At 57.9% G+C, this 13533-nt stretch carries 14 protein-coding genes; 6 read left to right on the top strand and 8 right to left on the bottom strand.

Features of this window, described 5'->3' with window-relative positions:
* The first annotated feature begins 103 nt into the window (after nt 1-103).
* From yidC to AC2FEB_RS12230, 6 genes are read left to right on the top strand one after another with little or no spacing between them, the layout of a single operon-like run.
* Nucleotides 104-1933: a membrane protein insertase YidC gene (yidC, locus tag AC2FEB_RS12255; protein WP_496672163.1), complete on the top strand. Its 1830-nt coding sequence runs from the start codon at nt 104-106 to the stop codon at nt 1931-1933.
* On the top strand, nt 1930-2667 hold the full coding sequence (locus AC2FEB_RS12250) for an MOSC domain-containing protein (RefSeq protein WP_496672166.1): 738 nt from the start codon (nt 1930-1932) through the stop codon (nt 2665-2667). Before yidC ends, AC2FEB_RS12250 begins: the two co-directional genes overlap by 4 nt.
* Nucleotides 2664-3317: a ribosome biogenesis GTP-binding protein YihA/YsxC gene (yihA, locus tag AC2FEB_RS12245; protein WP_496672169.1), complete on the top strand. Its 654-nt coding sequence runs from the start codon at nt 2664-2666 to the stop codon at nt 3315-3317. The genes AC2FEB_RS12250 and yihA overlap by 4 nt, the downstream gene beginning before the upstream one ends.
* 60 nt (nt 3318-3377) lie before the next feature.
* The gene (gene argB / locus AC2FEB_RS12240; RefSeq protein ID WP_117870155.1) at nt 3378-4241 is read left to right on the top strand and encodes an acetylglutamate kinase; all 864 of its coding nucleotides are present in this window, start codon (nt 3378-3380) and stop codon (nt 4239-4241) included.
* Nucleotides 4242-4263: 22 nt separating this feature from the next.
* Nucleotides 4264-4950: a ferredoxin gene (locus AC2FEB_RS12235; protein WP_496672172.1), complete on the top strand. Its 687-nt coding sequence runs from the start codon at nt 4264-4266 to the stop codon at nt 4948-4950.
* On the top strand, nt 4947-5444 hold the full coding sequence (locus tag AC2FEB_RS12230) for a SixA phosphatase family protein (RefSeq protein ID WP_496672175.1): 498 nt from the start codon (nt 4947-4949) through the stop codon (nt 5442-5444). The genes AC2FEB_RS12235 and AC2FEB_RS12230 overlap by 4 nt, the downstream gene beginning before the upstream one ends.
* 49 nt (nt 5445-5493) lie before the next feature.
* On the opposite strand, the gene AC2FEB_RS12225 is transcribed toward AC2FEB_RS12230, so the two are convergent.
* The 8 genes from AC2FEB_RS12225 to AC2FEB_RS12190 form a co-directional block, all read right to left on the bottom strand.
* Nucleotides 5494-6285, bottom strand: a complete 792-nt coding sequence (locus AC2FEB_RS12225) for an amino acid ABC transporter ATP-binding protein (RefSeq protein ID WP_117870160.1) — start codon at nt 6283-6285, stop codon at nt 5494-5496.
* Nucleotides 6286-6297: 12 nt separating this feature from the next.
* On the bottom strand, nt 6298-7596 hold the full coding sequence (locus AC2FEB_RS12220; protein ID WP_117870162.1) for an amino acid ABC transporter permease: 1299 nt from the start codon (nt 7594-7596) through the stop codon (nt 6298-6300).
* Nucleotides 7597-7599: 3 nt separating this feature from the next.
* The gene (locus AC2FEB_RS12215; RefSeq protein WP_117870164.1) at nt 7600-8832 is read right to left on the bottom strand and encodes an amino acid ABC transporter permease; all 1233 of its coding nucleotides are present in this window, start codon (nt 8830-8832) and stop codon (nt 7600-7602) included.
* 126 nt (nt 8833-8958) lie between these two features.
* Nucleotides 8959-9975, bottom strand: a complete 1017-nt coding sequence (locus tag AC2FEB_RS12210) for an amino acid ABC transporter substrate-binding protein (protein ID WP_117870166.1) — start codon at nt 9973-9975, stop codon at nt 8959-8961.
* Between the two features lie 205 nt (nt 9976-10180).
* Nucleotides 10181-10888: an ATP12 family chaperone protein gene (locus tag AC2FEB_RS12205; RefSeq protein ID WP_496672180.1), complete on the bottom strand. Its 708-nt coding sequence runs from the start codon at nt 10886-10888 to the stop codon at nt 10181-10183.
* A 3-nt stretch (nt 10889-10891) separates the two neighbouring features.
* On the bottom strand, nt 10892-11563 hold the full coding sequence (locus AC2FEB_RS12200; RefSeq protein ID WP_496672183.1) for an HAD-IA family hydrolase: 672 nt from the start codon (nt 11561-11563) through the stop codon (nt 10892-10894).
* Nucleotides 11560-12603: an RluA family pseudouridine synthase gene (locus AC2FEB_RS12195; protein ID WP_496672186.1), complete on the bottom strand. Its 1044-nt coding sequence runs from the start codon at nt 12601-12603 to the stop codon at nt 11560-11562. The genes AC2FEB_RS12200 and AC2FEB_RS12195 overlap by 4 nt, the downstream gene beginning before the upstream one ends.
* Nucleotides 12604-12723: 120 nt before the next feature.
* Nucleotides 12724-13530 carry a crotonase/enoyl-CoA hydratase family protein gene (locus AC2FEB_RS12190; protein WP_496672189.1) on the bottom strand — a complete coding sequence of 269 codons (807 nt, stop codon included), beginning with the start codon at nt 13528-13530 and terminating at the stop codon, nt 12724-12726.
* Between the last annotated feature and the right edge of the window lie 3 nt (nt 13531-13533).

Raw genomic sequence — 13533 nt, 5'->3', positions numbered from 1 at the left:
AGACCGATCCGTGACGAAATGACGAGCGATTCCGCTTGACCTTTGGGCCTGCACTCTGTTGAACCCTGCGGGTGTCTTTCACTGCTCAAGGTGGCTGTCCCAGATGGACGATCAGAACAAGAATCTCATCCTCGCAACCGCGCTCAGCTTTCTCGTGATCCTGGTCTGGTTCGTGCTGTTCCCTCCTCCGGAACCCACACCAACCACGGAGCAGGCTGAAATCGCCAGCATCGAAGGGAATGAGGTTCAGGCGCCCAGCGCCGCCGATACCGGCACCGTCGGCGAAGCTACTGCGACCGCCACCGAAGCCGAACCCGAAGCCGAGGCGCCCCGGGTCAGCATTGACACGCCCCGTCTGACTGGTAGCCTGTCGCTTGCCGGTGGCCGAATTGATGAGCTGTCGCTGAAAGACTACAAGGTTTCACTGGCCGAGGATTCTCCGATCGTCGAGCTTCTGTCCCCGGTTGGAAGTGAATCCGCATATTATGCCCTTTATGGCTGGGCCCCCGGCGCAGGCTTGTCGGCCACGGACGTTCCCGGCCCGAACACCCTTTGGACGCTTGAGCAGGGCGAAACTCTGGGTGTTGACGCACCGATTACTCTGGCCTGGGATAATGGGAACGGCCTCACCTTCCGCCGCACCATTGCCGTGGATGAAAACTACATGTTCTCTGTCACTCAGTCGGTCGAAAACGCCACAGACGCCGAGGTCGGCATGGCCCCATACGGTATCCTCGCACGCCACGGTATCGGCGAAGACGGTGACCTGCCGGGCCTGAAGAATTTCTTCATTCTTCATGAAGGCGTTATGGTCATGGCTGACGGCGTTCTGGATGAGATCGACTACGGCGATGTGCGCGATTTCGATATCGATCCCGATGAACGCGCGCAGGCAGAGGTCTATCAGGTTAAAGAAGGCGGCTGGGTCGGGTTCACTGATCACTACTGGATGACCACCCTGATCCCGGCCGAGGGCGCTGCTTTCAAGGCCGCTGCCAAGTACGACTCACGTCGCAAGATTTACCAGACAGAAACAGTACTGCCGACCCTTACAGTCGCGCCCGGCGCCACGGAAGAGGTCACGACCAGACTGTTCGCCGGTGCCAAGGAATGGGAAACCATCCGAGAGTATCAGGCAGAAGGTGTTCAGAAGTTCATCGACAGCATCGACTGGGGGTGGTTCTACTTCCTGACCAAGCCGATCTTCTGGCTGCTGCACAACATCAACGCCCTGATCGGAAACATGGGCTGGTCGATCATCGGCCTGACGCTGATCATCAAGGCAATCCTGTTCCCGCTGGCCTTCAAGTCCTACGTCTCGATGGCGAAGATGAAGGAATTGCAGCCGCAGATGGAAGCCCTGAAAGAGGCCGCAGGCGACGACCGTCAGAAGATGCAGCAGGGCATGATGGAGCTGTACAAAAAGGAAAAGGTAAACCCTGCCGCGGGTTGTTTGCCAATTCTGTTGCAGATTCCAATCTTCTTCTCGTTGTACAAGGTTATTTTCGTGACGATCGAACTGCGTCAGGCCCCATGGTTCGGCCCGTTCCAGGACCTGAGCGCGCCGGATCCGACATCGATCATGAATTTCTTCGGCTGGCTGCCTTGGGCCGGCCCGCAGCCTGACACCCTGATGGCGTTGGTCTTCATCGGTATTCTGCCGCTGCTGCTGGGTATCTCGATGTGGCTGCAGCAGAAGCTGAACCCGGCACCAACTGACCCAACGCAGGCAATGATCTTTGCCTGGATGCCTTGGGTCTTCATGTTCATGCTGGGTAGTTTCGCAAGTGGCCTGGTCGTATACTGGATTGCGAACAACACGATCACGTTCACGCAGCAATATCTGATCATGCGCAGCCAAGGCTACAAACCGGATGTGTTCGCAAACATCAAGTCCGGTTTCAAGCGGACGCCAAATACGGACAACAAATGAGCGGAATGGTTTCAGGCCTTTGGCGCCACCCGATCAAAAGCCACGGGCGTGAAGCCCTGAGCCAAGTCACAGTCATCCCCAGGCAAACCATGCCCGGGGATCGCGTTTGGGCGGTCGCTCATGAGGCGGCCAAAACCGATGGTTCGAACTGGGCCCCCTGTTTCAATTTCAGCCGCTGTTCGAAAGCGCCGCAGCTGATGGCCATTTCGGCCGAATTGCTGGGCGACCGGGTCACATTGCGCCACCCGCAGCGACCGGAATTGACTTTTGAACCTGATACGGAGCAAGAAGTCTTTCTGGATTGGGTTAAGCCGCTTATGCCTGCGGATCGTGCAGCATCTGCCCGGATCGTTCGGGTTCCCGGGCGCGGCATGACCGACAGCGATTTCCCGTCGATCAGCCTGTGCAACATGGCATCGCACCGCGCAGTCGAACAGAAACTGGACCAGACTCTGTCCATTGATCGGTGGCGCGGCAATATCTGGTTCGAAGGTCTGCCGTTGTGGGATGAGTTTGACTGGCTGGGCCGTGACGTTCGCATTGGCGAGGCCGTGCTTCGCGTACGCGAGCGGATCACGCGTTGTATGGCCACCACCGCCAATCCCGAAACCGGCGAGCGGGACGCGGACACGCTGCGCGCCCTGAACAGCTGGGATCATCAGGATTTCGGCGTTTACGCCGAGGTCATCAAAGGCGGCGAAATCCGCGTCAACGATGAGGTGCAGGTGCTATGACCACACTACCCTTCCCTCTGGTCGAAGACCCTGATGAATTCGCCATGGAACAAGGCCGCAAACTGTTTGCAGGCCCTTCCGAGTTCGTCAAAGGCGTTGTCGCCATGAACGGTCTGCCTGCCCATGACCGGCTGGAAGTCTGTTTTGCAGGGCGCTCGAACGTGGGCAAGTCCAGCCTGATCAATGCCTTGACCGGCACGAAGGGTCTGGCCCGCGCATCCAACACACCCGGTCGCACGCAAGAGATAAACTTTTTCACCCAAGGCCCGGAACTCTATCTCGTGGACCTGCCGGGCTATGGTTATGCAAATGCGCCGGTGAAAGTGGTCGAGAAGTGGCAGAAGCTGCTGAAACAATATCTCAGCGGGCGCCAGACGCTGCGCCGTGCCTTTGTCCTGATTGACTCACGCCACGGTGTAAAACCGGTCGATGACGAAATCATGAAGCTGCTGGACACCAGCGCCGTGACGTTTCAATGCGTGCTGACCAAGGCAGACAAGGTCAAAGCCAACGAGCGCGAGAAGGTGCTGGAACAAACCCGGGCCGCGTTGTCCAAACATCCCGCAGCCTTTCCGGAAATTGTGCTTACGTCTTCCGAGAAGGGCGATGGCATCGCGACCCTGCGGTCCATCATTGCGCATCTGGAATAGCTTCGCCCTTGGCAGCGTGCGGTAAAGGTCCTAACACGGTTTTCCAGAAGGACTTTAGCAATGAAGACACGAGATATGAACCGGGACTGGATCGCCACCGCAGCCACACTCAATAGCGCCCTGCCCTATCTGCAGCGCTATGATGGAGCCATCGTCGTCATCAAACTTGGCGGTCACGCCATGGGCAGCGACGAGGCGATGGAAAGCTTTGCCCGGGACGTGGTTTTGATGCGCCAGGTCGGTGTGAACCCGGTGGTCGTCCACGGCGGTGGTCCGATGATCAATGCAATGCTGGGCAAGCTGGACATTCAATCCGATTTCGTAAACGGCAAACGTGTGACCGACAAGGCCACGGTTGAAGTGGTCGAAATGGTTCTGTCCGGCCTCGTGAACAAACGCATCGTACAGGCGATCAATGATCAGGGGGGGTCGGCCGTGGGCTTGTCTGGCAAGGACGCAAGCCTGATGGTCTGCGATCAGACAGATGCGTCGCTGGGCTTTGTCGGCACTCCTGCCGAGATGAATCCGAAGATCCTGCATGATCTGTTTTCCCATGACGTAATCCCGGTCATTGCGCCGCTTGGTGCGGGTCGCGACGGCGAGACATTCAACGTAAATGGTGACACGGCAGCCGGGGCGATTGCCTCAGCTCTCAAGGCAGACCGTCTGTTGCTGCTGACGGATGTTTCAGGTGTTAAGAACGCTGCGGGTGACGTTGTGACCGAACTGAAGGCCGGTCAGATAAGGGAAATGACCCGCGAAGGCACTATTGCAGGCGGTATGATACCAAAGACAGAAACCGCGCTGGACGCCCTACACAGCGGCGTGCGGGCGGTTGTCATATTGGACGGGCGTGCACCGAATGCCGTGCTGCTGGAGCTGTTCACGGAACATGGGGCCGGGTCACTGATACGTCCGGACTGATCCCCGCACGAGAGGAGGAGACATGACACATCTTGCACAGCCTTCCTCTGATCCTGACGTTACGCCTTATGAACAGGTTGAAAACGCCGCCAGCCATGCAGGGTTGATGGTCATGGGCGCGCTGCATCCTCGCCACGTTGCAGCCAAACAACTGGACGCCGGAACCCTGATCCTGTTGGGGGCCGGCGCAGACTTCTGGCCCGTACTGAAAGCCTCACCAGAATGGCACCGGCCCGACCCCGTAGACCAATGGTCGAAAAGGGTGGTCAGTCAGATGGCCGAGGCGCTCGGCGCCCAGGCGTATTTTCCGTTTGGCGGCCCCCCGTACACCCCATTTATCAACTGGGCGCTCAAATCAGGACGTACGTTCAGCAGCCCGGTCGGCGCACTGGTGCATGATACCGTTGGCATGATGATTTCCTATCGGGGCGCACTGCATTTTGCCGAAGAATTCGCCATCCCAGACCCCTCCGGGGTATCGCCTTGCGAAACCTGCGCCGCGCCTTGCACGAGGACCTGTCCGGTCAGCGCCCTGAACGCGCAGGACTTCTACAACATCGGTGGCTGCCACGACCATCTTGACACTTCTGAAGGTCAGACCTGCATGTCTGGTGGGTGTCTGGCCCGCCTTGCGTGCCCCCTCAGTACAGGCGCAGGGCGCGACCCCGAACAATCGGCCCATCATATGAGAGCCTTTCATCCGTCATGATCCGAACTCTGATCCTGACACGTCATGCGAAGTCCAGCTGGGATAACCCGGGTCTTGGTGATCATGAACGCCCTCTTAACAAACGTGGACGAAAGTCTGCCCCGGCCATCGCTGCTTGGTTGCGGCAAAACGGCTGGCTCCCGGATGAAATCTTGTGCTCGACGTCAACCCGTACCCGTGAGACATGGGATCGGATGGGCTTGCAGGCCGATAAAATCTGTTTTCACAGCGCGCTCTACCACGCTGATTCAGAGGTCATGTTGCGAGAGCTTTCGGGCGCTACGGAACCGACTGTGTTGATGCTGGGCCACAATCCCGGGATTGCCGATTTCGCCGACCGTCTGGTGCGACAACCGCCTGATCACATACGCTTTTTCGATTATCCAACCTGTGCAACAATTGTTATGGCATTCGACGAAAACAGCTGGGCCGAAGTCAAATGGCGCACCGGGACAGTGCTGGGGTTCACCATCCCACGCGACTTGATCGAATAGAAAAAGGCGGGGCAATACCCCGCCTTCGCTCTTTCAGTCCTTGTGTGGATCAATGACCCAGAATCTGGCTCAGGAAGAGTTTGGTCCGCTCGCTTTTCGGGTTGTTGAAGAACTCTTCGGGTTCGTTCTGCTCCACGATCTGACCGGCATCCATAAAGATCACGCGGTTGGCGACCTGGCGGGCAAAACCCATCTCGTGGGTTACACACAGCATGGTCATGCCTTCTTCGGCCAGTTCGATCATGGTGTCGAGCACCTCTTTGATCATCTCGGGGTCCAGCGCCGATGTCGGTTCATCGAACAACATGATACGCGGCATCATGCACAGGCTTCGGGCAATCGCCACACGCTGCTGCTGACCACCCGAAAGCTGACCGGGAAACTTGTCGGCCTGTTCGGGAATTTTCACCTTTTCCAGGAAGTGCATGGCGCGCTCTTCGGCCTCTTTCTTGGGCGTCTTGCGCACCCAGATCGGGGCCAGCGTGCAGTTTTCCAGAATGGTCAGGTGCGGGAACAGGTTGAAGTGCTGGAACACCATGCCAACCTCGGACCGGATCTTGTCGATGTTCTTCAGATCATTCGACAGCTCGATTCCGTCCACCACAATGGTGCCTTGCTGGTGTTCCTCCAGCGCGTTCAGGCAGCGGATCAGGGTGGATTTGCCCGAGCCCGACGGGCCCGCGATCACGATCCGCTCGCCCTGATTGACGGTCAGATTGATGTCGCGAAGCACGTGGAAGGACCCGTACCACTTGTTCATTTGGTTGATGTCGATGGCGATTTCGTCGCTCACCTGCATCTTGGAGCGGTCGATTTCGCGGTCAATTGCAAGTTCAGACATGCGTTGAACTCCTTAACGATGATCGGTGGCAAGGCGACGCTCGAGCCACTGTGAATATTGAGAGATGCCGTAGCAGACGACGAAGAACAGAAGCGCAGCAAAGCCCAGAAGTTCCCAGTAAACGCCGTTCCATTCGGTCGACGCCAGGATGGGACCCCGGATCATGCCCACAAGATCGAACATCGAGATGACCGAAACCAGTGTCGTATCCTTGAACAGGCCCACGGCCACGTTCACGATCCCGGGGATCGAGATCTTCAGGGCCTGCGGCAGGATGATAAGCCGCATTGCCTGCGGGTAATCCAGCCCAAGGCTATCTGCCGCCTCGTACTGCCCCCGTGGAAGCGCTGCCAGACCGCCGCGGATCACCTCGGCGATATAGGCGGATGAGAACATGGTGATCATGATCACGACGCGCAGGAACAGGTCGACCGTGCTGTCAGGCGGGAAGAAATACGCCAGCATCACCGAAGCCACGAACAGCAGCGTGATCAAAGGCACGCCGCGGATGAATTCGATAAAGATGACGCAGACCCACTTGATCAGCGGCATGTTCGACTGTCGCCCCAGGGCCAGTGCGATCCCGAGTGGCACCGACAGCGAAACACAGGTCACGCCCAGCATCATGTTCAGCATGAAACCACCCAGATCACGGCTGGGAACGGCCGTCAGCCACGCATTATCTGATGCACCTTCCGGGATCAGGGCTCCACCGACTTTCCAGATGACCAGGGCGGTCACGATTGCTCCGAAGAACCCGGCAGCAAAGCTGTTGTTGCCCAGCTTCTGGAAAACGCCACCAGCAGCAACGCAGCCGACAAGTGCAACCAGAGGAACAAGGATCGTGCCACCCCAGATCAACCAGAACGCCAGGAAGGGATAGACCGCAGTGAACAACAGCATCTTGCGGGGCAGGTCAAAGAACAGCACCGGGGCAATGGCCACCAGCATCAGCACAAAGGCCAGATTCGGGCGCCAAAAAGCATCGGTGGGGTACTTGAACCCATAGATCAGCTGAGGCCAGCGTTCCGTCAGAACCGCGAAACAGGCTCCGGTCTTATCCCCCAGAATCTCGCGGCACTCTGCCAGCGAGTTGGCATTCCACACTCCGTTGAGAATCCATGGCAGGGTATTCTTGAGAAGAATGTAGATCAGGATCAGTGACAGCACCGTCAGGATTGAGTTGGCGACCCCTGAAAACAGGTTCTCACGCAGCCATTTGATGACACCCGTCTCATTCGCCGGCGGCGGAGAGGGCGGGATTGTGCCTTCGGCCACGAAGGCGATCGGGTTTGTTGCTTGATCACTCATGGCTCAGCGCTCCTTCAGCTTGACGGAAGCGTTGTAGATGTTCATCCCCGTCGAAATCAGCAGTGAAGCTGTGAGATAGAACAACATCAGCAGCAGAACGCATTCGATCGCTCGACCGGTCTGGTTCAGGGTGATACCACCCAGTGTCGCGGTGATATCCGCATAGCCAACAGCAATCGCAAGAGACGAGTTCTTGGTGATGTTCAGATACTGTGAGATCAGCGGCGGGATGATAACCCGCAATGCCTGGGGCAGGATGACCAGTTTCATGATCCGTCCCTGACGCAGGCCCAGCGCGGCGGCAGCCTCGGTCTGACCTTTGCTGATCGCCTGAATACCCGCGCGCACGTTTTCCGCGATAAAGGCTCCGGTGTAGATCGACAGGGCGAACCACAACGCAATCAGCGGGCCGCCTGCATTCAGTCCACCGCTGAAGTTAAAGCGCTTCAGCTCGGGGACGTCCCAGGTCAGGCCCATGATGACCATCAACAGCACCAACGGCACCAGCCAGATTGCCAGTTTCGGCAACAGCGTCGCGGGACGCTCGCCGGTTTCTTCCTGTTTCTTCGTTGCGCGTTTTTCAACTTCGCCACTGACAAACCACGATCCGATCAGAACGGCGATGACCAGCAACCAGTTCAGGGCTGCCGATGCAAACACGCCACTGGCGAATTCAGGACGCGGGAAATAAATGCCCCGGTTGGTAAAGGCAAAAGAACCAAACAGCATCGATGACGTCGGGTTTTCCCCACGGAACTCGCTTGGCGGCGGCAGCACAGCCGTCATGATCGTGAAGATGATGATGATCCAGATCAGCACCGGTATGTTCCGGAAGATCTCGACATATACCGCCATCAGCTTCGATACGAGCCAGTTGTTCGACAGTCTCAGAACACCCGCGATCACACCAAAAATCGTTGCTGTAATACAAGCCAGAAAGGCGACAAGCAGTGTGTTCAGCAAACCTACGAGCGCTGCGCGTGCATGTGATGACTGACTGTCATATTCTACAAGACGCTGGTTGATGTCATACCCGGCGGAATCGCCGAGGAAAGAGTAGGAAATATTGAGCCCTGCGGCCCTGAGGTTCTGGATCAGGTTGTTGCCCAGATACCAGATCGAAAGCGCAATAACGATGGCCGCAATCACCTGAAATGTAAGAGAGCGATAGCGGGTATCGTTTATGAGCATAGACAACCGAAAATCTGCTTTCGGTGGGTCAGTCATAGTCGACATATTTTGGGATCCCCGTGGCTTGCGAGCTGTTAAATATCGGCGAGGTTTTCCCCGCTCTGCATCTGCCCGCAGCAATTTATTGTAGAAGAGGGCGCAGGTTGCCCTGCGCCCTCTTCCATTGATGTCTTAGCGGAACGGAGGCGAGTAAAGCAGACCACCTTCGGTCCACTGTGCGTTCAGGCCTCGCGCCAAACCGATCGGTGTTTCTTCACCGATGTTCTTGGCGAAGATTTCACCATAGTTACCACCAGCTTTGATCGCTTTGGCAGCCCAGTCGGCGTCCAGACCCAGCATTTCACCCAGAGTGCCTTCTGTACCCAGCAGGCGGTTGATTTCCGGGTTGTCGGTGCCGGCGCTCAGTTCGTCGATGTTTGCCGATGTCACGCCCAGCTCTTCAGCCGAAACCAGTGCGTTCAGAGTCCAGCGCACGACGTCGCCCCACTCGTGGTCGCCATGACGGACCAGCGGGCCCAGCGGCTCTTTCGAGATGATTTCGGGCAGCAGGATGTGCTCGTCCGGCGCTTCGAAGGTGGCGCGAGTTGCAGCCAGACCCGATGCGTCGGTGGTGTAGACGTCACATGCACCAGCCAGGTACTGCTGCTGCGCTTCGGCGTTGGTTTCGATCGGAACCGGCTCGTAGCTGATGTTGTTGGCACGGAAGAAATCGGCCAGGTTCAGCTCGGTGGTGGTACCGGTCTGGATGCAGACACGGGCACCGTCCAGTTCCTTGGCAGAGCTGACGCCCAGCGCTTTGGGAACCATGAAGCCCTGACCGTCATAATAGTTCACGCCGGTGAATTCGAACTTCAGGTCAACATCGCGGCTGAAGGTCCAGGTGGTGTTCCTTGCCAGCATGTCGATCTCGCCCGAGGCCAGAGCGGTAAAGCGTGTCTTACCAGTGGTCGGAACGAATTCAACGGCGTTGGCGTCGCCCAGAACGGCAGCAGCAACAGCGCGGCACAGCGATACGTCAAAGCCCTGCCATTCGCCATTTGCGTCGGGCGCAGCAAAACCAACCAGACCGGTGGTCACACCACAATTCAGCTTGCCGCGTGCTTTAACGTCGTCAACGGTCCCTGCCATGGCTGCGCCAGCAGCAAGACCGGCAATCGTTGCCGCGCCCAAGATTACGGATTTTTTCATTTTTACCTCTTCCTGATTTTCCGCCCCGTCCGAGACGGCTCTGCCCGGCAAGTGGATGCCGGATAGGTTACCCCAAAGGTGTCTCCCCTTTAGTGGCACTGAGTTTGGGCGTATTCATAAACAAACGTCAAGAGCCGGATCATCGAAAACGATGGATCAGGCCCCAAGCTATTTACAGATTTGCTCAAAAATCAGGAATTAAGGATCAAACCGATAGGTCAAAGAAGCGTTTGGCATGCATGAAGGCCGCTTTCTTGGCCTCGGCAACCTCATGGGCTTCTTCGTCATGGCCCCATTGTTCAATCTGCCAGGTTTCATCCAACCTAGAAATGCGCCATATCTCGTCCGGTTTGCGCCAGTTCATGGCGACCGCAAAGCCAAGAATCAATGACCCCGACAAACTGACCAGATCGTGAAAAGCGGCCAGTTGGAACGCATCCAGCCCACGCACCCGAGACCGCAATGTCGCCAGGGCAGTTCCCGACTGCGGTTGATGCAGTACGCCGGCAACCGGAACCAGACGGGCGGACAGCGCGGTCTCGGCCCAATCCAGGGCGGGGTCCCATTCGGCGGTCTGGCGATCCTGCAACTCTTGCGGATGGGTTGCGCGATAACACAACAAATCAGAGTCGCCATAGTCGGCCAGCATGTCGGCAACCTCCCCGTGCTGGATGCGGACTTTGTCAATCGCTGCATTTGCAGAACGGGTGAACGGCATTTCTGCGGGATCAACCTCTTTTTCCTGGGCGTCCCATTCCGCTGCGACCGCTTCGGCCATGGGACGGGTTGGCAGGATCAATCCTGCCTTGGCGGGTGTTTTGACACGGCGTCCATCAAGCTCAACTGTAAACCCGCCATCGGCCTCGACTACGGTGCTGTTTTTCCAAAAGCGCTTCGGTTTCCAGTCGCTCATGTTCTAGTCCCACATCCCGGCCAGCGCATTTGGCAACTGGTCAAAGGTTTCGATAGTGCAAGAGGCAGCGGTCAAAGCCGATCGGTCATGATAGCCCCAGGTTACGCCGATGCCGCGAACTCCGGCAGCCGCAGCCATATCCATGTCATAGCTCGTATCGCCGATCATCACTGCACAGGCCGGATCGACCCCGGTTTCCGCCAATGCGGTCTGCACCATGGACGGATGCGGCTTTGAAGGGTGGTGATCCGCGACTTGCCTGGTCACGAAATACGCTTCCAACCCGTGCGCTTCGATCAGCGCGTCCAACCCGCGCTGCGACTTGCCGGTTGCCACGCCAAGAAGCACGTCGGGTACGGCGTACAATGCTTCAATTGCCTCTCTTGCGCCGGGGTACAGCGGCGAACTTGCCGCGCCCAAGTCAAGCCGATGGGCGTGATAAGCCTCTTTGTATCCTTCGACCAGATCGTTCTGGACCGAAAGAGGCTGTTCCGGCACCAACCGCGCGATAGCGTGCGGCAGCGACAAGCCGACAATGGACAGGATCGCCTCACGCGTCGGAACCGGCACGGACACGGCCTGAAAGCTGGTGGTCATGGAGTGAACAATGCTGCCCTGACTGTCGACCAGGGTACCATCGACGTCGAACAGGACCAGCCGCAAGGGTGCGCTCATTGCAGCTCCTCAAACGGGTCGTCAGCCGCCAGATCCTCGCTCCACCCGAACGTATCCCAGCTGTGTTTCATATGCTCCGGCAGGGGCGCCGTCACCGTCACCGGTTTCCGCGTCATCGGATGCAGGAAGGACAGCCGCCGTGCGTGCAAATGCAGCTTTTTGCTGATGACCCCGCCCAGTTGCGCACCCCATCCGTCGCCAAGGTTTTCCTGACCCGAACCGCCGTATTTTCCGTCGCCTATGATCGGATGCCCGATTGCGGCCATATGAGCCCGCAATTGGTGCGTACGTCCGGTGATCGGCTCCATCGCCACCCATGCAGCGCGGCTGGCAACCCGATAGAGGGTTGCGTAATGCGTATGCGCGCGTTTCGCGCCCGGAGTGCTGTCAATTTCGCTCATATGCACGGGGATCATCTTTTCACCCTCACCGTGCTTCCCATGACCCGGCGCTTTGACAAGGCCGGTTTTGATCTCACCCAGGTACGGTGTCGGAACACCGGCAACCAGCGCCCAGTAGATCTTGCGCGTATCACGATGACGGAAGGCGGCAGTCAGACCCTTGGCGGCCTCCCGCGTGCGGGCCAGCAGCAAAACACCTGACGTGTCCTTGTCCAATCTATGGACCAGCCGAGGGTTCTCGTCATAGCCGAACCGCAATGCTTCGGACAGGCTGTCAACATGTCGCGTCTGCCCGCTACCGCCTTGCACCGGCAAGCCATGCGGCTTGTTCAGGGCCAGAATGTGATCGTCACGATAGATCACGCAGGACTGGATCATCCTGGCATCCGCATCCGAGATACGATGCTTGACCTCAGCCGGTTTGTGATCGGCATCCGGAAGGGGCGGCACGCGAACCACCTGCCCTACCTCTAGTCGGGTCGAGGCCTTGGCGCGGCTTCCGTCAACACGCAATTCTCCCTTGCGGCACATTTTTTCAATGCGGCCCTGGCTGACATGCGGAAACAGGCGGCGCAGCCAACGGTCTACACGCTGGTCCCCATCCCCTTCAGCGACTGTAATCATCTGTACGCCACTCATGCCATTACCCCTTGTTCCGCGCGGGTGATCCGCCCGGATTGCGTGTTTACCCGTGTCCCAGAAATCATGGGCGTCTGTCGCGCGCAACGCGGCAAGAGTCAAGGTATCTGGCTGTGGTTCTCAGATGTTCGAGAAGTTACCGTGTCGCCCTGCTCCATCCCGAAACCGGCCAGCCCCAGCGGTACCTTCTCGGCGAATGGCGTCCAACCCGTTGGCCCATTCGATCTTCAGCGCGTCCCGAACCGGCATTCCATGTGTTTCAATGATTGATCGGCGGTCTGCACGAACGGCCTCTTGTGGAAAACGGGCTATTTCATGGGCCATTTTTTCGGCTGCACTGCGTGCTGTGCCATGTGAGACGACCTTTTCCGCCAACCCAATCCTGCAACACTCTTCAGCTTCGACCTTGCGCCCGGTCAGAGCAATCTCCAATGCCTTGCCCTGCCCCACCAGACGCGGCAACCTGACCGAGCCACCATCCATCAGGGTAATCCCCCAACGTCGGCAAAAAACACCCAAGTAAGCCGTTTCCGCCATGACCCGGATATCGCACCACAAGGCAAGCTCCATTCCTCCGGCCACTGCCGCGCCCTCAATCGCGCCAATGACGGGCTTCGTAAGCTCCAACCGCGAAGGCCCCATGGGCCCCAGCGTTGAAGGAGCCGACCCGATGGGGAAGCTGTGTTTGTCGAAATATGCTTCGCGTCGCTCGGGATCGGCCAGCGATGCGGCAAGTTTCAGATCCCACCCTGCACAGAAATTGCCACCTTTGCCCCAGAATACCGCAGCCTTGGCCGAACTGGCCTCAAAACTCAGAAATGCCTCAACCAGAGCCTCGGCATGTTCCGTATCAACGGCATTCCGCGCATCCGGCCTGTCGTGGATGACGGTCCAGACACTCTCGGATTTTTCGATTGAAATCGGCATACC

The sequence above is a fragment of the Ruegeria sp. YTSC106 genome (genome assembly GCF_059609765.1).
The sequence above is the reverse complement of the archived record's forward strand: the minus strand, read 5'-3'. Positions and strand labels throughout refer to the sequence as shown.